Source organism: Acidimicrobiia bacterium (genome assembly GCA_041394025.1).
Taxonomy (GTDB): Bacteria; Actinomycetota; Acidimicrobiia; order IMCC26256; family JAOSJL01; genus JAOSJL01.
Genome location: JAWKJA010000002.1, coordinates 1,428,222 through 1,451,856 on the forward strand (window position 1 = coordinate 1,428,222; position 23,635 = coordinate 1,451,856).

Here is a 23,635-nt window from a genome sequence, read left to right on the forward strand (position 1 = left end):
GCGGGTCAGTCGGAGGGGACGGGAACGCGCCCCGCCGACACCGTGGAACCTGTGGGTATTGTGACACCGGCGCCGACGACACTCTCATCGGTGACGACGGCACCGCTGTCCAGGACGGCACCGCGACCGAGAATCGAGCCGCGCACGGCCGAGCCGTCCTCCACGTGCACGCCGTCGAGCAGCACGGAGGCCTCGACGACGGCACCCGGGCCGACCGTGACACCGCGCCCGATGCTCGACGTGCCGACCACCGCGTCGCCGGCGACGACCGCCCCCTCTCCGAGGAGCAGTGGCCCCGTGAGCTGTGCGGTCGCGGCGACGTCGACGGTTCCCTGCACCCACACGCCCGGTGAGATCTCCTCGGCACCGGGTGACGGCGGTGTTCCGAGACGCCCGTCCACGACGTCGCGGTGCGCCCGCAGGTAGAGCGCCGGCGTTCCGACGTCGAGCCAGTAGCAGTCGGCCTCGAGGGCGTAGAGACGACCGGGGGTCTCGAGCAGGTGGGGGAAGGTCTCGCGTTCGACGGAGACGTTCCGGCCGGCGGGAATGAGGTCGAGGATCTCGGGCTCGAGGACGTAGGTACCCGCGTTGATCCAGTTCGTCGGGGCCTCGTCACGCGGGGGCTTCTCGACGAAGGACTCGACCTCGCCGTCGGGCTTCGTGGGCACGACCCCGAAGGCCGACGGGTCCTCGACCTGCGACAGGGCGACCGTGGCCGCGGCGCCACGGTCGGCATGGAGAGCGACGAGAGCGCCGAGATCGAGGTCGGTGAGCACGTCGCCGTTGCACACGATCATCCGTTCACCCGCCGGCGCCGTTCCCGCCGTGGCGTCGGGCGGGTCCTCGAAGGCCGCGGCGGCGAACCGGATCGCCCCGGCCGTGCCGAGTGGCTCGGCCTCCACGGCGTAGCGGAGGGACACCACACCGGCCGCGCACTCGAACCGGCCGTCGGGGAAGTGCTCGCGGAAGGCGTCGGGGAGGTATCCCATCGATAGCACGACGTCGTCCACGCCGTGTGTGGCGAGCCATGTGAGCTGACGCTCCACGAAAGCCTGGTTGGCGACCGGCAGGAGCGGTTTCGGGCACGTGAGCGTGAGCGGGCGCAGGCGGGTTCCCTGCCCGCCGACGAGGAGGACCGCCCTCACGAAGCCGGTGGTGACGCGGGCGGCTCCGCTCCGTCGCCCGGTGGCGTCGTCCCCTCGGGAAGGGTCTCGTCGGGGACCGCGCCCTCCGGGACCGGTACGCTGGCCTCGGGGTTCTCCTCGGTGGGCAGATCCGACGGGGCGACGGGCTCGGGTGGAGCCGGCATCTCCTCGTCCTCGGGGAGGAAGGCGATCACGATCTGGTCGTTCTCGTCGCCGCAGGCGAGCCCGCAGGCCACGACGTGGTCGGCGACGTTGCCGTCCTGCTCCTCGCCGTTGAGGCTCCAGCGCAGGACACCCTCGCGTCCGTCGAGCTCCTCGCAGGAGTCACCGTTGGTGTGGGTCTGATCGTCCCACGCCGTGATGCTGTCCTCGGAGACGGACCAGCCGCCGTACCGGAAGAACAGCCCGACAGTGGCGTTGTCGCCCGCCTCGGCGTTGGAGTTCGGGTGCGTGTGGATCAGGCCGTCGCCGTGCGAGTGGACGCCCGCGATGAGGTTGGCGTTGTCGGCAGCCTGCTCGAACTCAGGGGCGGGGCCGATGTCGGTGCCGCAGATGTTCACGTTGAGGCTGGCGTGGAAGTGGTCGTCGACGGTGGGTCGCGCGGCCTCGGCGCCGTCGTCACCGCGCGAAAACGCAATCAGGGCGACCCCGACGCCGACGATGAGCACGATGGCGACGTACCACGGCCAGTTCTTGCGGCCCTTCCCGCGGCTCCCGGTACCCCGGGGCGCGCGGTACTTCTTGCGAGAGGATGCTCGGCCCATCCCCGCAGATTACCGTCCCGCGGCCACGTTCACGGATCAACCGGGTGGAGCGATGACGTGTCCTGCCCGACGACCTCGCGCACCAGGTTCGCCACCATCGCCAGTGCCGCCCGCACCGCGAGGATGACGGCCGCCGCGGGGAGCAGGACGCGCCGTACGCCGCTCCAGTGCTTCGAGGCGAAGCGGAAGAGCGACCGGTGGTGCTCGACGATCATCCGGTACGGGCGCCCCGCTGTGCTCGCGCCGCCGACGTGCGTGACCTCGGCGCCCGGTTCGAACACGACACGCCATCCGGCCCCCCGCAGGCGACGGCACAGGTCGACGTCCTCGGCGTACATGAAGAACTCCTCGTCCCATCCACCCACGGCGTCGAGCGCCTCACGACGCAACCAGAGTGCTGCGCCCGAGACCCAGTCGACATCGCGGGCGACGTGCGGATCGACGTCGAGCTCCCGGTAGCGCCGCGTCCACGGGTTGTCGGGACGGACCAGACCGACGAGCCCGTGGCCCACAGCGTCGACGATCCCGGGCTCCCGGCGTGCGCTGGGGTACACGGAGCCGTCGACCTCGAAGATCAGTGGCCCGACGGCGGCGATGCTCGGCTCGACGAAACGGGCCAGGGCGGCGCCTGCGGCACCGGCGCGGAACACGACATCGGGATTCGACACCAGGATCACGGGCGCCGCCGTGGCGGCCGCCCCCAGGTTGGCGGCACGTGCGTAGCCGAGATTGACCCGCGACCTGATGACCGGGATGTCGGGGAGCTCCTCGGCGAGTGCGTCGACCGAGGAGTCGGTGGAGGCATTGTCGACAACGACGAGATCGGGCCCGTCGTCGGGATCGGGACCGCCGGCGAGCAACGAGCGGGCGCACTCCAGGAGCAGGTCGCCGGCGTTGTGGTTGACGACCACCGCCGCCCAGCGGGGTCGCGCCGCGTGACCGATCATGCCTGACGGAACCACTCGAAGGTCCGCTCCAGGCCGTCGCGTAGCGAGGTACGGGGTCTCCATCCGAGGACCGTCTCCGCGAGCGTGATGTCGGGGCGCCGGCGGACCGGGTCGTTCACAGGGAGCTCAGTGGTGACGATCCCGGAACGGCTCCCCGTGACCTCGAGCACCAATTCTGCCAGCTCGCGCACCGTGTACTCGTCGGGGTTGCCGATGTTCATCGGCCCCCGGTGGTCGGAGTCCAACAGCGCGAGGAGCCCCTCCACCTCGTCGTCGATGTAGCAGAAGGACCGTGTCTGGGTCCCGTCGCCGTACACCGTGAGTGACTCACCCGCGATCGCCTGTGACAGGAAGTTCGGGATGGCCCGGCCGTCGCCCGGTCGCAGGCGCGGGCCGTAGGTGTTGAAGATCCGCGCCACCTTGACGTCGAGGCCGTGCGAGCGCATGTACGCCATCGCCATGGCCTCGGCGAACCTCTTGGCCTCGTCGTACACACCGCGTGGCCCCACCGGGTTCACGTGCCCCCAGTAGGTCTCGGGCTGTGGGTGGACCTGCGGGTCCCCGTAGACCTCGCTCGTGGAGGCGAGGAGGAAACGCGCTCCCTTCGCCTTGGCGAGGCCCAGCGCGTGGTGGGTGCCGAGCGACCCGACCTTGAGCGTCTTGATCGGGTACTCGAGGTAGTCGCGGGGGCTGGCGGGACTCGCGAAGTGGAGCACGGCGTCGACGTCGCCCGGGACGTGGAGGTAGTTCGTGACGTCGTAGTCGGTGAGTGAGAACCGGCCGGTGTCGAGGAGGTCGTCGACGTTCTCGACGCGCCCCGTCAGCATGTTGTCGAGCCCGAGAACGTCCCAGCCGGCACCGACGAGCACCCGGCTGAGCGCCGAGCCCAGGAACCCGGCCGCTCCCGTGATGACGGCCCGGGGCATCAGCGCCCGACGCCGTCGTAGTCGAACCCGACCCGTCGCAGTGCGTGGGGGTCGAGGAGGTTCCGTGCGTCGACGATGCGCGGTGTGGCCATGACCTGCGCCACACGCTCGAAGTCGAGCCATCGGAACTCCTCCCATTCCGTGAGGAGGACGACGGCGTCGGCGTCGGTGGCACAGCTGTAGGGGTCGGTCGTGACCCGGAGCGACGGTAGCGCCGACGACGCTCCCTCACCGGCCGCGGGATCGTAGGCGTGCACGACGGCACCGGCCTCGAGCAGCAGGTCGGCGATCTCGAGGGCGGGAGAGTCGCGGAGGTCGTCCGTGTTCGCCTTGAAGGTGAGCCCCCACACCCCGACGCGGCAGTCGCGCAGCGGCCGGTCGACGATCGCCGCCACCTTGTCGACGATGCGTTGGCGTTGGCGCGTGTTGACGACGACGGTTCCCCGGAGGAGCGGCAGATCGTCGCCCACCTCGTCGGCGGCGTGCAGGAGGGCGGCGGTGTCCTTGGGGAAGCAGGAGCCGCCGTAGCCCGGCCCGGCGTGCAGGAAGTCGGAGCCGATGCGCTTGTCGTAGCCCATCCCGAGCGCCACGTCGCTCACGTCTGCGTCGTACGCCTCGCAGAGGTTCGCCACCGCGTTGATGAACGACACCTTCGTGGCCAGGAACGCGTTCGCCGCGTACTTGATCATCTCGGCGGATGCCGCGTTCGTGACGACGGTCGGGGCGCGCGTGTCGGCGTAGAGCTCCGACACACGGACGGCCACGGCGGGATCGTCGCAGCCGATGACGATGCGGTCGGGCTCGAGAAAGTCGTGCACCGCATGGCCTTCGCGCAGGAACTCGGGATTGGACGCAACGCCGAACTCGTCGACGGTGGCTCCGGCCTCCACGGCCAGGTGCCGGACACGCATCGTCGTTCCGATCGGCACCGTCGACTTGTTGACGATGACCGCTCCCGGGCTGAGCACGGGCGCTATCTCGCGGACAGCGTCGTCGACGAAGCTGAGATCCGCGGCACCGTCGGGGCCCTGAGGTGTGGGCACGCAGATGAACACGAACTCACTGGACCGTGCCGCCTCGGCGGCTCCCACGACGAAACGCAGGTTCGACGAGGTGAGACCCTCGGCCACGAGCTCCGCCAGCCCGTCTTCGAGAATCCCCACTTCGCCTTTGGAGAGTCGCGCCACGAGGTCGGGGTCGACGTCGGCGGCAACGACCGTGTGGCCGAGGCGCGCCATGCACGCCGCCGTCGTGAGGCCGACGTAGCCCGTCCCGATCACGCCGACGCTGCTCACGGCGCGACCTCCGCCTCCCGGGTGGTGCCACCGGGATCTGAACCGGCGACCGCGAGGAGGCCCGAGGTCTGGAGGTAGTCGGCCAGCGCGTGCTTCCAGTGTCGGAGGAGCTCGACGCCCTGGAGCCGCAGGACGGCGTTGTCGAGGACGGAATAGTGCGGTCGGGCCGCGGGGCGACCGAGGTCGGCGCTGCGGATTGCCGACGGCGCGACGCCCGCCGCGGTTCCCTCTTCCATGCCGGCGATGTCGAGGATCTCGCGCGCGAGCTCGAGGCGCGTGCACGAGCCCTGGTTCGTGACGTGGAACAGACCCCGCCGCTGCTCGACGGCGAGCCGGACCAGCATTCCCGCCAGGTCGGCAGCGAGTGTGGGACTACCGGTCTCGTCGTCGACGACCCCACGGAGCTCTCCGCGACGGGCGGTGTCGAGAACCCACGAGATGAAGTCGCCGCCGGGTCGGCCGAACACCCACGAGGTACGGGCTACGGCCCAGGATCGGCATGACGCGGCGAGCTCGTGCTCCCCTGCCAGCTTCGAGCGCGCGTAGACGGAGGCGGGATCCGTCGCATCCCACTCGGTGTAGGGGCGGTCGGCATCGCCGGAGAAGACGAAATCGGTCGACACGTGGACGACATGCGCGCCGATGCGGTCGGCGGCCGTGCCCATATGGCGGAGCGCGAGAGCATTGCAGCGGTAGGCGGCGTCGGGATCGCGTTCGCACCCGTCGACGTCGGTCATGGCCGCCGCGTTCACGATCACATCGGGCACGACGTCGCTGACGACGGCGTCGACGGCGTCGCGGTCGCCGATGTCGAGCGTGGAGTGGTCGACCTCGATGACCTCGTGGCCGGCCGGCGACCGACGGATCGCCGGACCGACGGTGCTTCCCAGCTGCCCGCCGGCGCCGGTGACGAGGGCCCGCACGCCTCAGCCCGCGCTGTGGGCCGACGGCGCCGTGGAGGTGGTGGACCAGGCGGACTCCACGACGGGCGCCCGGTCGCGCAGCGGCTCCCACCACGCCCTGTTCTCGGCGTACCAGCGGACAGTGTCGGCGACACCGGTCTCGAACGGGATCCCGGGGCTCCACCCGAGCTCCTCGCGGATCTTCGTGGAATCGAGGAGGTAGCGGCGGTCGTGGCCGGGGCGGTCGGGCACGATCGTCTTGAGCGACGGCGGCTTGTCGAGCGCCGCGAGGACCAGGTCGGCGATCTCCTCGATCGTTGCCTCCCGGCCGGTGCCGACGTTGTAGGTCTCCCCGACCACGCCGTCGAGGAGGACGCGCTCGATCGCTGTGCAGTGGTCGACGACGTGGATCCACTCACGGCGGTTGAGCGTGGACGCGTAGAGCGGCAGGGGCTCGTCGTCGAGGGCCTTGGTGGTGAAGACCGGGATGACCTTCTCGGGGAACTGGAGGGGCCCGTAGTTGTTGGCGCAGTTGGAGATGGTGACGGGGAGGTCGAACGTCTCGAAGTAGGCGCGCACCGCGTGGTCGGCAGCGGCCTTGGACGCGTTGTAGGGCGTTCGGGGCCGGTAGGGCGAGTCCTCCCGGAAGGCCCCCGGGTCGTCGAGGGCCAGGTCGCCGTAGACCTCGCAGGTCGACACGTGGTGGAACCGCGCCACACCGGCGTGGCGGGCGGCTTCGAGCAGGGTCTGCGTGCCCAGGGCGTTGGTGCGGAAGAACCGGCCGGGGTCGAGAACCGCGAGGCTGTTGTGGGACTCGGCCGCGAAGTTGACGACGACGTCGATCCCGTGCTCCTCGAGCGTACGGCGGGCCTGCTCACCGTCGGTGATGTCGCCCCGGACGAACGTGATCCTGTCGGCGACCGGGTCGAGGTTGGGCAGGTTGCCGGCGTAGGTGAGCACGTCGTAGCCCACCACCCCGTCGTCGGGGTGCGACTCGACCCAGTGGCGCACGAAGTTGGCGCCGATGAAGCCGGCTGCGCCTGTCACGAGCAGTTTCACGGCCACGATGCTACGGCAGGGCCCGCAGGGTCACCGAGTCAGCAGTTGGCCTCCTCGGGCGGAGGCTCCTCCTCCTCGTCGGGCGGGGCCTCACCCTCCTCGGTGGGCGGCGGCTCGACGGGTGCCGGTGGCTCGGCCTGGTCGGGAGCGGCGACTCCCACGAAGTCGCCTCCGATGACGACCTGCACATCGGTCTGGGTCACCGACGAGTCCTCCACCAGGGTGCCGACCCCACCCAGGTAGCCGAGGACCAGCCGCGCCTGGTCCTCGTTGCCGGGCGCGTAGCGGACCTCGGTTTCGGCCACGACGTCGGCGTTGCCGACACCGCCTGTCGCGAAACCCTCGACCACGAGAGCGTCGAGCGTTGCACCGGCGGCGCCGTCGACCCCGCTCCCGTTGAGGACGCTCACGCTCACGGTGAAGGGCTCGATGTCGGGAACCTCCGGCGGCGCCGCCCCGGGATCGGGCTCCGCGGTCGGGCCGAATGTGCGCAGCCGCGTGAGCACCGCCTCGGCCTCGGGCTCCTTGACGAACAGGACGGACTGACCGTCGGTGAAACCCCCTTCGTTGGGCAACGTGACCGACTCGAAGGACTCGGAGTTCGGATCCACCACACGGAACGCATCGACGAGCCCGAGCACGTCGCGGGTCCCGAGCGTGTCGTCGACCTTCATGTTCGCCAGGAGCTGGTCGGCGAGATCGCGAGCCCGGAGGGGATTGGCGCCGACGTTCTCCAGTGCCGTGCTGGCGAGGCTGCGCATGAACTTCTGCTGGCGCTCGATCCTCCCCAGGTCGGCCGTGGGATCGGAGATCCACTGGGACCCGTCGTAGACCTGGTAGTGGCGTGACCGCACGTACTGGAGGGCGCGGTCGCCCTGGAGCTTGTAGCACCCCGGATAGGGCTGCACGAACCCGCTCCCGCCGTCGCCCCCGGGGTCGACGTCGCGCGCCGGGCCCTCGAAGTAGACGGGCACGCCACCGATGGCGTCGACGATCTCCTCGAAGCCGGCGAAGTCGACCTCGATGTAGTTCGTGATCGGGATGTCGAAGTTCGCCTGGAGCGTGTCGACGACGAGCTGCGGGCCCCCGAGGCTGTAGGCGGCGTTGATCTTGCTCTCCCCGTGGCCCGGGATCTCGACCCACAGGTCACGGGGGAACGACACGAGCAGGCCGGACTTCTGGTCGGGGTCCACATGGGCGACCATCAGGGTGTCGGAGCGCTCACTCCCGATCTGCTCCTCGTCGCCCTCGACCTGGGCGCCGAGCGCCTCACGGGAGTCGGAGCCGATGATCACGAAGTTGCCCGCCTGGGCCGGGAGGTCGTCGTCAGGATCGAGGCCGACGATCTCGACCCGCTGGATCTCGTCGACCTTGTTGTTGGTCTCCCAGTACGCGCCCGCGACGGCCAGGCCGGTGAGGGCAAAGACCACTCCGAGGGCAATGCCGAACCGGACCAGGAATGCGCGCAGTGACGACGTGGACCTTGGCACGAGGCGTCGATGTTACCGGCGGGGCCACCGTCGGCCCGGTCGCGGCCGCTCTGGCGGGCGGGGCGGGCCCCGGTGCATCAATGAGGTGCCACATGCGGGCCTCCTTGACGCCATATCGACGCATCAGGGGCCGAGGGGCCGGCGGTACCCTGCGGCGGTGCCACCACTCGACCTGCCGCACGCTGCTGCCGGCGCCGTGGCCCGTCTCCTCCCACCCCTCGACGGCCCACGCGACGGGCGCGTCATCGTGCGCGACGGGCAGCGCACGGTCGTCGGTGTCCACCCCGACGCGGTCATCACCGCCGACGGCGGGAAGGCACTCGACCGACTGCACCGCCTCGGGTCGTCCGACGCCGACCGTGGGTGGTGGGCGGGGTTCCTGTCCTACGACATCGGGCGGACGGTGGAGCGCGTCAGGCCCCGCGCCGGAGGATTCTACGCCGAGTGGCCCGGCGTCCCCGACGTCGCGCTCGGGCGTTTCGACGCCCGCCTCCTCATCGATCCCGGCGCGTCCCCGTCGGTCACCGTCGTGGGCGACGGCGAGGGACGCGGGGTGCTCGACGAGGTCGCAGCGCGGCTTGTCGACGGCGACACCCCGGCGACGTCTGGCGCTCCGCTTCTGTCGGGACAGCCCACCACGAGCCTCGACCGCCCGGCGTTCGAGAGTGCCGTTCGGCGCATCATCGGCCTGCTCGAGGCGGGCGAGTGCTACCAGGTGAACCTCACGCGACGCCTCACCTGGCCGCTGGCGCCCGACACGGCCCGACTCTTCGCCGCGCTCAGCAGCGGGAACCCCGCTCCGCACACCGCGCTCGTCGACATCGCCGGCACCGGGGTCGTGTCCGCCTCCCCTGAGCGCTTCCTCGCGTGGAACGGGCGTTCGGTCGAGACACGCCCCATCAAGGGCACAGGCCGCGCCGCCTCGGCGCTCACCGCCAGCACGAAGGACCGCGCCGAGAACGTGATGATCGTCGACCTCGCGCGCAACGACCTCGGACGCGTGTGCGTGCCGGGCTCGATCCATGTCCCGCAGCTGTGCGGTCTCGAGGCACACCCCGGGCTCTTCCACCTCGTCAGCACGGTGCGGGGCCGGCGGCGCGACGACGCCGGACTCGGCGACCTGCTGACGGCCACGATGCCACCGGCGTCGGTGACGGGGGCACCCAAGCCACGCGTGCTCCAGGCCATCGAAGACCTCGAGCCCGTGCGACGCGGTGTCTACTGCGGTGCCGTTGGCTGGATCGACACCGCGCGCGATCGTGGCGATCTGGCCGTCGCCATCCGCACGTTCACCGTTCACGACGACTCGACGCACCTCGGGGTCGGTGCCGGCATCGTGGCCGACAGCAGCCCGACGCGCGAGTGGGAGGAGACCGAGCTGAAGGTGGCGCGCGTCCGTCGGTCGGTCGGGGAGGACGTGTCCGTGCTCACCGGTGCAGGTGCAGCGTGACGGTGCAGGTGTCGGTCGACGGACGGCTCCTGGCCGTGGACGACGCACGGATCTCCCCCTTCGACCACGGCCTCCTCGTGGGCGATGGCGTGTTCGAGACGTTGCGCGTCTACGCGGGGGTCCCGTTCGCGTGGACACGCCACCTCGACCGGCTGCACCACTCGGCCGCCGGGCTCGGTCTCGACGTCCCCGACGGCGACGATCTGCGCCGGCGGGCCGACGACGTCCTGTCGGCCAACGGCCTCACCGAGGCTCGACTGCGGATCACGATCACCGGCGGTCCCTCACCGCTGGGCTCCGAGCGGGGCGACACCGCGCCCACCGTCATCGTCGCTGCCGCCGCCGCGGCCGCGTGGCCGCCGACCACGGCGCTCGTCACCGTCCCCTGGCCACGCAACGAGCGTGGCGCAGTGACCGGGCTCAAGACCATCTCGTACGCCGAGAACGTCCGGGCGCTCGCCTTCGCCTCCGAGCGGGGAGGCGGCGAGGCGCTCTTCCTCAACACCGTCGGCGACGTGTGCGAGGGGACCGGGGCGAACCTGTTCGCCGTCGTCGACGGGGAACTCTTCACGCCACCGGCAGCGTCGGGCTGCCTCCTCGGTGTCACGCGCGCTCTCGTGCTCGAGATCGCCGCCTCGACAGGGATCGGAACATCGACGGGCCGCCTGGAGCCGAGCACGCTCCTCGCCGCCGACGAGGTGTTCATCACGTCGTCGACACGGGAGATCCAACCCGTCGACCGCGTCGACGGTACGGAGTTCGCAGTACCGGGGCCGATCACGCGTCACCTGGCCGAGGCCTTCACCGAGCTGGTCCGCACCACACCCGACCCCTGACGGCGGCGGCACCCCCGACACGAACGCTGCATCTCACGACGAATGTCGGTCGGCACGAACGTGGATCACGTCTCCGACGTGGAACGCGTGCCGCTCTCCGCCCGCTTCGACCATCAGAGCACCGTCGGTCGCGATGTCGACGGCGCGTCCCGACACGCTCCCGCCGGGGTGTTCCACCTCGACGACCTGACCGAGGGTCGCCGAGCGGTCCCGCGCGAGGGCGCGTAGGCGTTCCCGCCCGGCGCCGGACCCCAGGTGGTCCGCGTAGTCGGCGAAAGCGTCGAGGAACGCCACGAGCGCATCCCGTACCTCCACGGAACGACCGGTGACGTGCTCGACCGACGTGGCCACTCCCGCGAGGTCGTCGGGGAACGCGCCGCGGGCGAGATTGCATCCCACGCCCACCACCAGGGCCCGTGAGTCGGGGCCCGTCACCACCGACTCGGCCAGGATCCCCGCCAGCTTGCGGTCGTCGACGACGAGATCGTTGGGCCACTTCAACGCCGGCTCCACACCGGCCGTCGCCACGACGGCGTCGGACATGGCCAGTCCCGCCGCCACCGTCGCGAGGTGCCAGGCGTCGTCGGGCAACCCGGACGGCCGCAGCAGCACCGACACGAGAAGCGCCCGGCCCGCCGCAGCCTCCCACCGGCGGTCGAGGCGCCCGCGTCCGGCGTCCTGGACGTCGGCCACGGCCACGGTGCCGTCGGGCGCACCGCCGGCCGCCTCGTCGAGGAGGTAACGGTTGGTGGAGTCGAGGCGGTCGAACCACCGAACCGGCCCAAAGCGTGCGGCGCGGAGCCGTTCGTCGACGCCTCGACCGCTCCAGATGGGCGGGTTCGTGCGCATCGCCCGTAGGATACGGGGCCGCCGCCGACCCGGGAGCCCGTCAGTGTTTTCCAAGATCCTCATCGCCAACCGCGGCGAGATCGCTGTGCGGGTGATCCGCACCTGCCGCGAGATGGGTATCGGAACCGTCGCCGTCTACTCCGACCTCGACCGCGACGCCATGCACGTGCGTGAGGCCGACGAGGCCTACGCCCTGGGCGGCCAGGCGGCCGGCGAGAGCTACCTGAACACGGACGCGATTCTCGCTGCGCTCGCCGCAAGCGGCGCCGAGGCCCTGCACCCCGGCTACGGCTTCTTCTCCGAGAACGCCGACTTCGCCCGGGCGGTCATCGATGCCGGTGTCACCTGGATCGGTCCCCCGCCCGAGGCGATCGAGGTCGCCGGCGACAAGCTGTCGTCGCGCCGGGCAGGCGCCGACGCCGGTGTGCCCACGGTGCCCGGGACCCTCGACCCCGTCACCGACGTCGCCGAGGTCCTGGCGTTCGGTGAGGAGCACGGCTACCCGATCCTCATCAAGGCCGCCTACGGCGGGGGTGGGAAGGGCATGAAGGTCGTGGAACACCCCGACGAGGCCCAGGCGGCGCTCGACTCGGCGGCACGCGAGGCCGAGGCCTACTTCGGGCGCCCCGAGGCCTTCATCGAGCGGTACCTCACGCGTCCTCGCCACGTGGAGATGCAGGTCTTCGCCGACACGCACGGCAACGCCGTGTGGCTGGGCGAACGCGACTGCTCGATCCAGCGACGGCACCAGAAGCTCATCGAGGAGAGCCCTGCGCCCGAGTTCCCCGACAGCGTCCGCACCGCCATGGGCGAGGCGGCGGTGGCGCTCTGCCGTGAGTTCGGCTACGTGAACGCCGGAACCGTCGAGTTCATGTACGAGGACGGCGACTTCTACTTCCTCGAGATGAACACCCGGCTCCAGGTCGAGCACTGCGTCACCGAGGAGGTCACGTCGCTCGACCTCGTCGCTGAGCAGATACACGTCGCCGACGGCGAACCCCTGTCGTTCACCCAGGACAGCATCGAGCGCCGGGGGCATGCGATCGAATGCCGCATCAACGCCGAGGATCCCGCCGCAGGTTTCATGCCGTCACCCGGCACCCTCACCCGCTTCGAGCGCCCCGACGGGCCCGGCGTGCGGACCGACCAGGGCTACGAGACCGGCGACACCGTGTCTCAGCACTACGACAACCTCATCGCAAAGCTTGTCTGCCGGGCTCCCGACCGCGACAGGGCCATTGCGCGGACCCGGCGCGCTCTCGAGGAGTTCGAGATCAGTGGAGTCAGGACAACCATCGACGCGCAGCTCGCCCTGCTCGACCACCCCGACTTCCGCGCCGCCCGCCACTCCACGAAGTGGCTCGAAGAGGACGTCGACCCCGCCACGTTCGTGAGAGCCGGTGATTCGGCCGATTCGCCGCCCACAGACTCGGCACAGGAACTGACCGAGCGCACCGTGCCCGTCGAGGTCAACGGCAAGCGCTTCGAGGTGAAGGTCTGGCTCCCCGACGTCGAGGCAGCACCCGCAGCGCGCACAGCCCGGGCTCCGAAGCCGGCCGCGTCCACCGGTGGGGGTGCCACCGGCGGTGGGACGATCAGCGCACCCATGCAGGGGACCATCGTCAAGGTCCTCGTCGACGTCGGAGACACGGTCGAGGCCGGCCAGGCACTTCTCGTACTCGAGGCGATGAAGATGGAGAACCACCTGAACGCCGACGCCGACGGCACGGTCAGTGAGATCCGGGTGTCCGGGGGCGACACGGTCGCGCCGGGGGACGTCCTCATCGTCGTGGAGTAGACCGCTGCGCCCAACCGCCGCCCGGGCGGCTGTCAGGCGACGTGACTGCGGGAGGGCTCGACCATCCCGGTGTCGACGAGGGCCTCCTCCACGAAGTCACGCACGGGCCGCGACCACATGAACCCCAGGTGGCTACCCGAGTACCAGGTGATCCGGGGCTGCTCCCAGTGGTTCCACAGCCGAAGGGCCTGACGACGTGGGTTGATCAGCCGGTCGACGAGTCCGGCGTAGATGAAGCGTCGCTCCCGCGCAGGCTTCGGCTCCAGCGCGAGTGGGGACACGACACGGAACAGCCGGCTCGCCGCTTGATGGAACTCGGCGAAGATCGGCGTGTCGCGCACGGAATGTGGGGTGTGCGACTGAAAGAGGGAGGCAAAGTCGACCGGAGGGACACCGACGATGACGCAGGCGAGGTCCTCGTCGAGGTTGGCCACGCTCGCGCTGAGGTAGCCGCCGAGCGAGATGCCGGTGAGGCCGATCGCCTCGTCGGACTGCCGGCGGATCCAGCCCAGGATGCGACGCGTGTCCCACACCGACTGGGAGATCCCGTGCACCGTGTCGACGAGGTCGTCGGTCGGGAAGCCCAGTCCGTAGATCGCCTGGCGGCGGCGCGGCCCGTGGAGCGGCGCCACGGGAACCACGACGTTGAGCCCGAGCTCGTCGTGGAGGTGCCGCGGCGGGAAGGTCTGGAAGTCGGCGCGGGGAAAACCCATCCCCGTTCCGGGGAGGCACACGAGCCACGGGCGTGGCTCGTCGTGACGGAGCACCCAGGCGTGTGTCGTGCGGTTGGCGGCGTAGGACCGCCACCGCTGAGCGCCGGGAACCCCCTCGTGGGGCTCGAACCCGCTCGACCACGTGCAGTGCTCGTAGACGTGGTCGGCAACGGACCGCTGCCGGACGACGGGCTCACCGAACGGCTCGGGCTCACCCCAGAAGGCCTGCGGGTCGCGGTGGAAGCCGAGCGACTCGTACACGGCGGCCGCGTCGAGGCCCTCCTCGATGATCCGGCGGTAGGCGTCGTCGTGGCGTGGCGGTCGCCCCACCTTGAACACGGCGAGGACCAGCTCGTCGAGCGTGGCCTCCGCCAGGACGAGGGGGTGCGGGCGCGTCCGCGGGATGCCGGCCGAGTGCGTGCGCCCGGAAGCCCAGTCCATGCAGAGACGGGTGTAGAAACCGGCCGCCTTCGGAACCGGGCTGAGGAGATCGCTCCACCACGAGCTCTTGCGCACACCGACGGCCCACCGTGTGAGGTCGCCCGCGAAGCCGCGAATCGTCGTGGTCACCGTCACGGTGCGCCGGCCCTCATGACGCAGCGTCGGCGAGTGACTCCGCCAGAGCCGGGTGGACGAGGAGCGAGTCGACGATGTCGTCGACCTTGAGGCCGTTCGTGACTGCCACGGCCATCACACTAATGAGCTCGGCGGCGTTGCGCCCGACGATCGAGCCTCCGAGGACGACCCCGGTGGCCGGGTCGGAGATCACCTTGACGAAGCCGCGCGAGTCGCCGTCGATGAGTGCCCGGGCGTTGGCGGAGAACGGGACCTTGGTGACACGGATCTTGCGGCCCTGGGCGAACGCGTCGGCCTCCTCGAGGCCGACATCGGCGATCTCGGGGACCGTGAAGATCGCAGACGCCGCCTTGTCGTAGTCGAGGTGGCGGTGGGGCCGGTTGTGGAGCCCCATCAGGTGCTCGGCGATCTTGCGGCCCTGCATCGCCCCGACCGACGACAGGGGGAGCTTGCCCGAGAGGTCACCGGCAGCGTAGATGTGCGCCACGTTCGACTGGCAGTGGCGGTCGACGGGGACGTAGCCGCCGCTGTCGACCTCCACCCCGGCCTCTTCGAGCCCGAGGTTCTCGGAGTTCGGAACCGACCCGATGGCGAGCACCACGTGTGAGCCGACGACCCGGCGCCCGTCGTCACAGTCGACGTGGACGGCACTGCCCTCGCGGGTGACGGAATCGGCACGGGCGCCCTTGAGCAGCGTCACGTCGCGTCGCAGGAACTCCTCTTCCAGCGCCGCGGCGACCTCGGGGTCCTTCAACGGCAACACCTGCTGGCGGGACACCACGAGGGTGACGTCGGCACCGAACGACGAGAACATGTTGGTGAACTCGACGCCTGTGACACCCGAGCCGACGACGACCAGATGGGACGGCAGCTCCGGCGGCGGGTAGGCGTCGCGGGTCGTGAGGATCCGCTCGCCGTCGGGCTCCGCCCAGTCGGGGACCCGTGGGCGTGAGCCGGTGGCGAGAACGACGAAGTCGGCGTCCAGCTCCTCGAGACCCGTCCCGGTGTCGGCCACGACCTCGTGGGGCCCCTTCAGCCGTCCCGTCCCCCGGATGATGCGGACGCCCTGCGACTCGAGGAGCCGGGTGGTGGCGTCGTGCAGCTGGGCCTCGATCGTGGCGACGTGCTCGCGAAGTGCCGAGACGTCGAGACTCCCCTCCGCGTGGAGCCCGACGGTGCGCGCTCGGCGGAGCCCCCGCAGCTTCGCGCCCGATGCGATCATCGCCTTCGACGGGATGCAGTCGAGAAGATGTGCCGCGCCCCCGACGAGGTCACGCTCCACGAGCGTGACCTCGGCGCCGAGTGTGGCGGCGACGGTGGCGGCGGTGTTGCCGGCCGGACCCGCACCGATGATGACGACCTTCACGGGCACACCCCCAGCGTAGGGCCTGCGGCAGCGGGACCGCTCCCACCGAGGCACCACCACTAGCCTCCGGGCGATGCGCGTCCTGCTCCTGGTGAACACAACCGCCTCCTCGGTGACAGCACGGACCCGTGTCGTCATCAGCAAGGCTCTCGACGCCGACCACGACCTCCGCGTGGTGGAGACATCGCGGCGCGGCCACGCCACCCGCCTCGCACGGGGCGCCTCCGTCGACAGCTACGACGTCGTCGTCGTCCTCGCCGGCGACGGCACGCTCAACGAGGCAGCCGACGGGGTGGTCGGCACCGACACCGCACTGGCCGCACTCCCCGGAGGGTCCACGAACGTGTTCGCCCGGACACTGGGGATCCCCGCGGACCCCGTCGAGGCGACAGGCCAGCTCCTCGACGCTCTCGAGCGCCGCGCCTTCCGGAGGGTGGGTGTCGGCGCCGTGTCAGGTCGGCGCTTCCTGTTCCACGCCGGGCTCGGTTTCGACGCAGCGGTGATCGCGCAGGTCGAGAGGCGAGGGTGGCTCAAGCGCTATCTGGCGCACCCTCTGTTCGTCGTCGCCGCGTTCGACACCTGGGCCCGCCACTACGACCGTTCGAACCCGGCTATGCGCCTCGAGCTCCCCGGCGAGTCGGTCGGCGGTTGCTTCTTCGTGATCATCTCGAACACCACGCCCTACACCTACCTGGGTCGCCGGCCGATCCGGATCGCGCCCGAGGCGTCCCTCGAGCGTCCGTTGGCCGTCACGGCCTTCCAGTCGCTCTCGGCGTACCTGTTGCTGCGCGGAGCGGCCTCGGCGCTCACCACCGGCCGCTTCGTGAAGAAGGCGTCCGGTCTCGTGCACCGTTCGGACCTGGAGTCGTTCTCTGTGGTGGGCTCGCGTCCCTTCCCCTACCAGGTCGACGGCGACCACCTGGGCGATGCCGAGCGGCTCACCGTGGCCTACGAGCCCGACTCACTGCGGCTCCTCGTTCCGTAGCGCCACGGCGTCGGCCGGTCGGTCGGTGATCACGGCGTCGACACCGGCCGCGAGGAACCGGCGTAGGTCGCCCGCGTCGTTGACCGTCCAGGGACGGAGGGCGAGACCGAGGTCGCGGGCGTGGTCGACGACCCCGGGCACGTCGGAACGCTCGAGCGCCTGACGGGCCGGGTGCACACCACCGATGCCGCGCTCGGCAGCGGCACGTAGCGCCGCGCGTGGCTCGAGATCGGGGAATGTCAGCCAGGCCGTCTCGATCGTCGCATCGAGCCCCTTCACGCGCTCGAGGGACGGGACCATGAACGACGAGATGACCATCCGGGGCCCCGGATCGGATCGGCGGCGCGCCGCCAGGTCCACGACGGCATCGACGATCCCCTCGGACTCGTCGAAGTCGGGGTCGGTGGGGATGTTCTTGATCTCGACGTTCACGAGGTGCATCCGGGCACAGGCATCGAGAGCCTCGTCGAGGGTGGGGAGCCATGGCAGCACGTCGCGGACCTGTCCGAAGGTGGCATGACCGAGAACGCCGACACCGTCGGCGGTGGCGTCGTGGTGGACGAGCAGGATCCCGTCGGCACTTCGGCGCACGTCCAGCTCCACGCCGTCGGCACCGGCGAGGTGGGCGGCTCCGAAGGCCGCCGTGGTGTTCTCGCGCGACCGCGTGTGGTCACCGCGGTGGGCGAGAACGAGCGGGAGCGGCTCCGGCGCGCGCATCCGCGCGATGATGCCTCGTCATTGACGGGTCCGGGGTCGCCACGCGAAACCGCTGGTCAGACCCCTTGTGACACCCGCGTCACCCCGGTAGCGTGGTGCGGACGGGCGGGAGGAGACCGGCTCCCACGACCGGGACCACCGGAGCCCCCGCACCCGACACCGTGTACACGGCGCGTCATCGACGGTTCGACGACGACGGGTTCAACGACGCGGGCAGGACCGCCGACAACCGGAGGACGCGTGGCACTCACCTGGATCCGCGACCACGACTGGGACGCCGACGACTGGCGTGAGCGCTCCCTGTGCAGGGAGACGAGCCCGGAGCTGTTCTTTCCCGTCGGAACGACCGGTGAGGCTGTCAACCAGATCGAGGCGGCCAAGGCTGTGTGCACGAAGTGTCTGGCCCGACCCGAGTGCCTCGAGTTCGCGTTGAGCACGAACCAGGAAGCGGGTGTGTGGGGCGGCGCCACCGAGGAGGAGCGCCGGCGGATGCGCCGGGCACGCCGCTCTGCCGCCCGGGCGCCCGAACACACCGGCGACACCGCGGTCGGTGCCTCCCTCGACACCGTTCGCGGCTGACGTCGACCGCGGAGGCTCCGTCGTTCTATCCGGCGACGAGCGCGTCGGGAGTGTGCGGGACCGACAGCCTCACGCGGACATGTGTTCCGCCGTCCGACACGAGCTCGATCGTTCCCCCGAGCTCACTGGTGACGAGAGCCTGGACGATCGAGAGGCCGAGCCCCTTCGAGTTCTCGAGCTCGAAGTCGCCGGGCAGCCCACGGCCGTCGTCGACGACGTCGATGCTCAGGTCGTCGCCGTCGCGTTCGAGCAGGATCGTCACCGTTCCACCGGCCCCGGGACGCTCGTAGTCGAAGGCGTGGTCGAGAGCGTTCTGCATCAACTCGTTGAGTACGACCGCCAGCGGCGTGGCCACCGAGCCGGGCAGATCGCCGACCGAGCCCTTCACGGTGAACGAGATCGGGGTCTCCGGGGAGCTCACACCCTCCTCGACGACACGCGCGAGGGGGCGAACGATGTCGTCGAAGGGCACGACCTCGCTCGACTCCTTCGCGAGGGTCTCGTGCACGAGCGCGATCGACCGGATCCGCCGCTCCGACTCGGCCACGGCCTGCTGCGCCTCAGGTGTCCGCAGCCGCCGGCTCTGGAGTCTGAGAAGCGCTGCGATCGTCTGGAGGTTGTTCTTGACCCTGTGGTGGATCTCGCGGATGGTGGCGTCCTTCGACAGGAGCATGCGGTCGCGTCGTCGGAGGTCGGTGACATCGCGGATCAGGAGGATCGCTCCGACGGCCGTGTCGCCCTCGAGAAAGGGCACGACACGCATCATCGTGTTGGAGTCACCCTCCTCGACCTCCTCGAGCACGGGGGTCCGGGCGCTCATCGCCATCTCGACCGCGCCGACGTCGAAGCCCAGCTCGGTGAGGGGCGCACCACGGCTGTAGCCGAGAAAGCCCATACGATGCATGGAGCTGACAGCGTTCGGGCTGGCGAACCGGATCGTGAGGTCGTCCTCCACGATGATGACACCGTCGCCGACGCGGGGCTCCTCCTCGACGTTCAGCTCCCCGAGGGGGAAGGGGAACGACCCCGCCTGAACCATCTCGGCGAAGTGACCGAACGCCTTGAGGTAGTTCCGCTCGAGCTCGCCGCGCCGACGCCGGGCCACGGTCGACTGGTAGCGGGTGAGGACCCCGATGACCCTGTCGTCGTGGCGCACCGGGATGCACAGGAGGCGTGCCGGCTCGTCGGTCCCGACGACCTGGCCGTCGCCCTCGACCGATTCGCCGCTGTGAAAGGCCTCGGCCACGAGGGGGCGCTCCTCCTCGTCGACGATGGCACCGCTGGTCTCGTGCGGGTAGAGCGTCTGGCCGGTGACCGGGCGAACCTGCGAGAGAGCGACGAAGCGCGCGCTGTGCTCCTTCAACGGGGCGAACAGCATCAGGTCGGCGAAACACAGGTCTGCGAGCGGTTGCCACGAGAAGACGAGGCTCTCGAGGTGCTCGAGATCGTCGCGCTGCAGCGATGTGTACGTTCGGGCGAGGTCGAGAACCGTGATCACGGTGAAACGGTACCCGTCGGCCTGTCGGGCCCCACCACGTCTCCATCAGGGCCGACACGGCGTGCGCGCTCCAGTGACCGCCGGAGCGCTCCGTCGACGTCGAGATCGGCCTCCGCTCGTGCCAGGGCATCGGCGGTCGTACGCGTGGCGGCCTCCCGCGGCTCGAACAACGTGCAGCAGTCCTGGTGGGGCAGTACCGACAGGTCGTAGGTCCCGATGCGCCGCGCCTCGTCGATGATCTCGGCCTTGTCGTGGCCGATCAGTGGCCGCAGCACCGGCAGGGTCGCGACGGCACCGACCGCTCCAAGGTTCTCGAGTGTCTGTGAGGCCACCTGCGCCAGGCTCTCACCCGTCACGATCCCGAGCGCATCCTCCCGTTCCGCCAAGGCTTCGGCGACACGCAGCATGAGCCGTCGGTACAGGAGGACCCGAACGCGCGCCGGCGCGCCGAGCGTGATGGCGCGCTGCTCCTCCCCGATCGGTACCGACCACCAGGTCCCGCGGAATCCCCAGCGACCGAGCTGGTCGAGGATCCGGGAGACGTTGCGCTCCGACGAGGGGTCGGTGAACGGCTGGCCGTGGCAGTGCACCGCCACGACGTCCGACCCGCGCTTGAGCATCCGCCAGACCGCGACCGGGGAATCGATCCCCGCCGAGAGCAGCGCCACCGTCCGCCCGGCGGTACCGACCGGAAGCCCGCCCGCGCCGGTGAACTTCCGGGCCGACACGTAGGCGGTGTCACCCACGATCTCGATCCTGATCGTGACGTCGGGGCTCGACAGGTCGACCGCCTTGTCGAGACCGGTGCGGATGGCCTCGCCGACCTCGACGTTGACGGTCCCGCTGTCGAGAGGGAACCGTGTGCGGGCCCGGCGGGCCCGAACCGCGAAGGTCTCGAAGGGCTCGTCGGCGTCGGTCGCCTCGGCGACCTCCAGGGCCGTGTCGAGAACGACCGTGGGCGTCGCCTCCACGGCGCGGACCGGTGCCGCATTGGCGACTCCGAAGACCCGGAGCGTGCGTTCGAGTGCGCCGTCGCCGGGATCGCGTACCTCCAGCCGGTCACCCAGGGAGCGGACCTCCCCCGCCTGGTCGCCGAGCGCCGTCGTGAGGTTCCGGCGCAGGGCCTTGAGGAACACACCTCGGTTGCGTCCCTTGAGGGCTATCTCGTGGAAGTGGACGAGGAGCCGGTCGGGTGTCATCGCGGGCGCCCCACCGGTGGGGTGGGACCCGGCACTTCGGGCCCGGGCCCGAAGAGATGCATCCCGATCTCGGCGAGCCCTCCGACGTCGTGGATGTCGACCTCGAGGGTTGGGACGTTGCACAGCACATCGGGGACCCGGGACAGCTCCGCGCGCAGCTCGGCCTCCCGTTTGGCGACGACACCGAAGTTGCGAAACGACTCCCCCACCGTTCGGAGAACGCGCGCCGTCCGGTTCGGACTGTCGAGTGGCCCCTCGGGCGCTGACGACGACCCGGCCGCTCCAGCGGCGAGTGCGTCCGCCAGCTCGGTGGCCTCGTCGATGAGGACGCGCGCCGAGTCGGCTCCGGTCGGGTCGAGGAGGGTGCCGGGGAGCGTCTTGTTGAGGACCAGCGCCTGGAGGTCGAAGTCGCGTCGACGCAGTTCCTCGATGAAGACCTCCCCCTCACGAAGCGGCGCCGCCTCGAGTGTCGTGACCACACCGAACGTGGTCCTCCGGTCGTGCAGCAGGTCCTCGACAGCGGCGGCTCGCTCGACGAACCCGTCGTACATCGACTGGAAGAGCCAGAAGAACTCGCCGATCTCCTGGAGGAACTCGCTGCCGAGCACGCGGTCGGCGACCTGGTAGAAGGGCCGGGACGCGAAGTTGAGCACGCGGGCGCCGCGCTTGCCGCCCACGCGGTAGGGCGCGGTCAACCACCGCAGGAGGCGACCGCCGAAGAAGTCGGCCATCCTCCTGGGAGCCTCGAGGAAGTCGATGGCGTTGCGGGTCGGAGGGGTGTCGAGGACGATGAGGTCGTAGTCGCCGCTCGCATGCACCTCGTAGAGTCGCTCCATGGCGATGTAGTCGTGGCTCTGAACGAATCGTGCGGTGATGTTCCGGTACAGGGTGTTCTCGAGGATCTGGTACGCCGTCTCACGGTTCGGCGCGTGCCGGAGCACGAGCGCGTCCCACGACTCCTTCGTGTCGAGCATCGCCGCCCACAGCTCACCACGCATCTCCACGCCGGCGGCCTCGCACACCTCCGGTGGGACTCGTCGCGCCACGTTGCCGATCCCCTCGAGCCCCAGCGCCGTGGCCAGCCGGCGCGCCGGGTCGACGGTGAGCACGAGGACCTTCCCACCCAGTCGCGCGGCTGCGCCGAGTGCGGCGGCCGCGGCCACGGATGTCTTGCCGACCCCACCGCTGCCACAGAAGACGATGATCTCCTTGGCGGCCAGCAGCTGCTCCAGGTCGCGGCGCCCTGTCGGAAGGTCGGTTGCCGCGCGGGTCACAGCCCCATCTCCTCGTCGAGCGCGTCGCTGATCATGCGCGTCACACGCAACCCGTGCTCGCGAACGAACAGGTACGGCACGTAGACCATGGGGAGGTCGACCTCGTCCCGCAGACGATGCAGATGCTCGGCCCTGGTCCGTCGCAGCGAGACGGCCAGGCGGGCCGCGTCGAGAACGACCTCTGTGCCGGCGCCGGCCCGGCTCTCCAGCACACGGAGAGGCCCGTCGTCGCGGAGGGCCTCGAAGGTCGCCTCGTCGGCGTGCGTGAAGAGCTCCGGGAGCACCCTGTTCACGATGACCGGCCCGAGCGACACCCTCAGCTCCGCGCGCACGCGGTTCACGAGCTCGATCGTCTCGCTGACGGGCATCTCCTCGGGCGTCGCCACGACCACGAGCGCGGTGATGTCGCCGTCGGTGAGGATGTCATTCATCCATTCGGTCTGCTGCCGGACGGGCCCGACCTTGACCAGCCCCTGAATCGTGTCGGGCGCCGCGAGCTGTGCGATCACGTGCCCCGACGCCGACGCGTCGACCACGACGAGATCCCAGTCGCCACGCCCCTCCATCGACTCGCGCACCTCCCAGCAGATCTTCCCGACCGTGAGGATCTCTCGGACGCCGGGTGCGGCTGTCGCGACGAAGTCGAACACGCGGGCCACCGGGCCGAGGCGCCCGAGGACGGGGATCTTCAGATTCAGCTTGAGGTACTCACGCAGCGATGCCTCGGTGTCCATGCGCATCGCATGCACACCCGGCACGATCGACCGCGGCTCGAATCCGACCGGTGGTTGCTCGAAGAGGTCGGTGAGGTTGCCCTTGGCGTCGACCTCGACGAGGAGGACACGTCGACCGTCGTTGGCGGCCAGGAGCGCCAGCGACGCCGCCACGGTACTCTTGCCGACGCCACCCTTCCCCGTGACGAAGACGAGTCGGCGGTCGAGCAGGTCGGCCGCGCGCACGGCGCTAGCCGCCCCCGAAACCGACCTGGCTCTTCCCGTCGGTGCCCATGAGCTCGACGTAGGCGATCTTGTCGACCGCGATCCCGACGCGCTCACCGTTGCGATCGTCGAGCCAGAGAACGGAGTCGTCGTTGGCCATGGCCGCGTCGACCTTCGCCGAGATGTCGTCGGCCGCATCGTCGACCTCGATGCTGAGCTCCTTGTGGCTGTGGATGACTCCGACCCTGACTTCCATGTCCGTGCGGCCCTCGTTCCCGTTCGATCGTCTCCGGCGCATCGTACCCGTGGCGGTCTCGTTCGGCCGCAGC

General features: G+C 70.4%; 22 protein-coding genes. 5 read left to right on the plus strand and 17 right to left on the minus strand.

The window, feature by feature from the left end:
- Nucleotides 1–5: 5 nt before the first annotated feature.
- The 8 genes from R3A49_06580 to R3A49_06615 are packed head-to-tail and all read right to left on the minus strand — an operon-like array spanning nt 6 to nt 8,528.
- Nucleotides 6–1,145 carry an NDP-sugar synthase gene (locus tag R3A49_06580; GenBank protein MEZ5170395.1) on the minus strand — a complete coding sequence of 380 codons (1,140 nt, stop codon included), beginning with the start codon at nt 1,143–1,145 and terminating at the stop codon, nt 6–8.
- Nucleotides 1,142–1,909 carry a hypothetical protein gene (locus R3A49_06585; protein ID MEZ5170396.1) on the minus strand — a complete coding sequence of 256 codons (768 nt, stop codon included), beginning with the start codon at nt 1,907–1,909 and terminating at the stop codon, nt 1,142–1,144. Before R3A49_06585 ends, R3A49_06580 begins: the two co-directional genes overlap by 4 nt.
- 29 nt (nt 1,910–1,938) lie before the next feature.
- Nucleotides 1,939–2,856 carry a glycosyltransferase family 2 protein gene (locus R3A49_06590; GenBank protein ID MEZ5170397.1) on the minus strand — a complete coding sequence of 306 codons (918 nt, stop codon included), beginning with the start codon at nt 2,854–2,856 and terminating at the stop codon, nt 1,939–1,941.
- Complete coding sequence (locus R3A49_06595) at nt 2,853–3,782, minus strand: UDP-glucuronic acid decarboxylase family protein (protein ID MEZ5170398.1); 930 nt, start codon at nt 3,780–3,782, stop codon at nt 2,853–2,855. Before R3A49_06595 ends, R3A49_06590 begins: the two co-directional genes overlap by 4 nt.
- Nucleotides 3,782–5,077: a UDP-glucose/GDP-mannose dehydrogenase family protein gene (locus R3A49_06600; protein MEZ5170399.1), complete on the minus strand. Its 1,296-nt coding sequence runs from the start codon at nt 5,075–5,077 to the stop codon at nt 3,782–3,784. The genes R3A49_06595 and R3A49_06600 overlap by 1 nt, the downstream gene beginning before the upstream one ends.
- A complete protein-coding gene (gene rfbD, locus R3A49_06605; protein ID MEZ5170400.1) occupies nt 5,074–6,000 on the minus strand; it encodes a dTDP-4-dehydrorhamnose reductase in 927 nt (308 codons plus the stop codon). The genes R3A49_06600 and rfbD overlap by 4 nt, the downstream gene beginning before the upstream one ends.
- A gap of 3 nt (nt 6,001–6,003) precedes the next feature.
- Nucleotides 6,004–7,038 (minus strand): dTDP-glucose 4,6-dehydratase, encoded by a 1,035-nt coding sequence (rfbB, locus tag R3A49_06610; GenBank protein ID MEZ5170401.1) that lies wholly within the window; start codon nt 7,036–7,038, stop codon nt 6,004–6,006.
- A 38-nt stretch (nt 7,039–7,076) separates the two neighbouring features.
- Entirely contained in the window at nt 7,077–8,528 is a 1,452-nt protein-coding gene (locus tag R3A49_06615) for an LCP family protein (GenBank protein MEZ5170402.1), read from the minus strand.
- 157 nt (nt 8,529–8,685) lie between these two features.
- Here R3A49_06615 and R3A49_06620 point away from each other — a divergent pair, with 157 nt between their 5' ends.
- Nucleotides 8,686–9,978: an anthranilate synthase component I family protein gene (locus tag R3A49_06620; protein ID MEZ5170403.1), complete on the plus strand. Its 1,293-nt coding sequence runs from the start codon at nt 8,686–8,688 to the stop codon at nt 9,976–9,978.
- Nucleotides 9,979–9,980: 2 nt separating this feature from the next.
- Nucleotides 9,981–10,814 carry an aminotransferase class IV gene (locus R3A49_06625; GenBank protein MEZ5170404.1) on the plus strand — a complete coding sequence of 278 codons (834 nt, stop codon included), beginning with the start codon at nt 9,981–9,983 and terminating at the stop codon, nt 10,812–10,814.
- A 33-nt stretch (nt 10,815–10,847) separates the two neighbouring features.
- On the opposite strand, the gene R3A49_06630 is transcribed toward R3A49_06625, so the two are convergent.
- Nucleotides 10,848–11,663, minus strand: coding sequence for a biotin--[acetyl-CoA-carboxylase] ligase (locus R3A49_06630; protein ID MEZ5170405.1), 816 nt, complete (start codon nt 11,661–11,663; stop codon nt 10,848–10,850).
- 43 nt (nt 11,664–11,706) lie between these two features.
- Here R3A49_06630 and R3A49_06635 point away from each other — a divergent pair, with 43 nt between their 5' ends.
- Nucleotides 11,707–13,461, plus strand: coding sequence for an acetyl-CoA carboxylase biotin carboxylase subunit (locus R3A49_06635; GenBank protein MEZ5170406.1), 1,755 nt, complete (start codon nt 11,707–11,709; stop codon nt 13,459–13,461).
- Nucleotides 13,462–13,493: 32 nt separating this feature from the next.
- Here the strand turns inward: R3A49_06635 and R3A49_06640 are convergent, their stop codons facing one another.
- Together R3A49_06640 and R3A49_06645 are read right to left on the minus strand one after the other, a co-directional pair.
- Entirely contained in the window at nt 13,494–14,750 is a 1,257-nt protein-coding gene (locus R3A49_06640; protein ID MEZ5170407.1) for a hypothetical protein, read from the minus strand.
- A gap of 13 nt (nt 14,751–14,763) precedes the next feature.
- Nucleotides 14,764–16,122: an FAD-dependent oxidoreductase gene (locus R3A49_06645; GenBank protein ID MEZ5170408.1), complete on the minus strand. Its 1,359-nt coding sequence runs from the start codon at nt 16,120–16,122 to the stop codon at nt 14,764–14,766.
- A 67-nt stretch (nt 16,123–16,189) separates the two neighbouring features.
- Between R3A49_06645 and R3A49_06650 the strand changes: the two genes are divergently transcribed.
- Nucleotides 16,190–17,101: a diacylglycerol kinase family protein gene (locus R3A49_06650; GenBank protein ID MEZ5170409.1), complete on the plus strand. Its 912-nt coding sequence runs from the start codon at nt 16,190–16,192 to the stop codon at nt 17,099–17,101.
- Here the strand turns inward: R3A49_06650 and R3A49_06655 are convergent.
- Nucleotides 17,078–17,818, minus strand: a complete 741-nt coding sequence (locus R3A49_06655) for a glycerophosphodiester phosphodiesterase (protein MEZ5170410.1) — start codon at nt 17,816–17,818, stop codon at nt 17,078–17,080. The two genes, R3A49_06650 and R3A49_06655, sit on opposite strands and share 24 nt — an antisense overlap.
- A 255-nt stretch (nt 17,819–18,073) precedes the next feature.
- Between R3A49_06655 and R3A49_06660 the strand changes: the two genes are divergently transcribed.
- Entirely contained in the window at nt 18,074–18,397 is a 324-nt protein-coding gene (locus R3A49_06660; protein ID MEZ5170411.1) for a WhiB family transcriptional regulator, read from the plus strand.
- Nucleotides 18,398–18,422: 25 nt separating this feature from the next.
- On the opposite strand, the gene R3A49_06665 is transcribed toward R3A49_06660, so the two are convergent.
- The 5 genes from R3A49_06665 to R3A49_06685 are packed head-to-tail and all read right to left on the minus strand — an operon-like array spanning nt 18,423 to nt 23,562.
- Nucleotides 18,423–19,895, minus strand: coding sequence for a sensor histidine kinase (locus R3A49_06665; GenBank protein ID MEZ5170412.1), 1,473 nt, complete (start codon nt 19,893–19,895; stop codon nt 18,423–18,425).
- Nucleotides 19,892–21,094 carry a tRNA uracil 4-sulfurtransferase ThiI gene (gene thiI / locus R3A49_06670; protein MEZ5170413.1) on the minus strand — a complete coding sequence of 401 codons (1,203 nt, stop codon included), beginning with the start codon at nt 21,092–21,094 and terminating at the stop codon, nt 19,892–19,894. Before thiI ends, R3A49_06665 begins: the two co-directional genes overlap by 4 nt.
- Nucleotides 21,091–22,368, minus strand: coding sequence for an ArsA-related P-loop ATPase (locus R3A49_06675; GenBank protein MEZ5170414.1), 1,278 nt, complete (start codon nt 22,366–22,368; stop codon nt 21,091–21,093). Before R3A49_06675 ends, thiI begins: the two co-directional genes overlap by 4 nt.
- Nucleotides 22,365–23,327 (minus strand): ArsA family ATPase, encoded by a 963-nt coding sequence (locus tag R3A49_06680; protein ID MEZ5170415.1) that lies wholly within the window; start codon nt 23,325–23,327, stop codon nt 22,365–22,367. Before R3A49_06680 ends, R3A49_06675 begins: the two co-directional genes overlap by 4 nt.
- Before the next feature lie 4 nt (nt 23,328–23,331).
- Nucleotides 23,332–23,562 (minus strand): DUF3107 domain-containing protein, encoded by a 231-nt coding sequence (locus tag R3A49_06685; protein ID MEZ5170416.1) that lies wholly within the window; start codon nt 23,560–23,562, stop codon nt 23,332–23,334.
- Between the last annotated feature and the right edge of the window lie 73 nt (nt 23,563–23,635).

Bases quoted from the DNA above. Each gene is read 5' to 3' on its own strand.
- R3A49_06585 (MEZ5170396.1), bottom strand. From the start codon at position 1,909: ATGGGCCGAGCATCCTCTCGCAAGAAGTACCGCGCGCCCCGGGGTACC.
- R3A49_06590 (MEZ5170397.1), bottom strand. From the start codon at position 2,856: ATGATCGGTCACGCGGCGCGACCCCGCTGGGCGGCGGTGGTCGTCAAC.
- R3A49_06595 (MEZ5170398.1), bottom strand. From the start codon at position 3,782: ATGCCCCGGGCCGTCATCACGGGAGCGGCCGGGTTCCTGGGCTCGGCG.
- R3A49_06630 (MEZ5170405.1), bottom strand. From the start codon at position 11,663: ATGCGCACGAACCCGCCCATCTGGAGCGGTCGAGGCGTCGACGAACGG.
- R3A49_06650 (MEZ5170409.1), top strand. From the start codon at position 16,190: ATGCGCGTCCTGCTCCTGGTGAACACAACCGCCTCCTCGGTGACAGCA.
- R3A49_06655 (MEZ5170410.1), bottom strand. From the start codon at position 17,818: ATGCGCGCGCCGGAGCCGCTCCCGCTCGTTCTCGCCCACCGCGGTGAC.
- thiI (MEZ5170413.1), bottom strand. From the start codon at position 21,094: ATGACACCCGACCGGCTCCTCGTCCACTTCCACGAGATAGCCCTCAAG.
- R3A49_06685 (MEZ5170416.1), bottom strand. From the start codon at position 23,562: ATGGAAGTCAGGGTCGGAGTCATCCACAGCCACAAGGAGCTCAGCATC.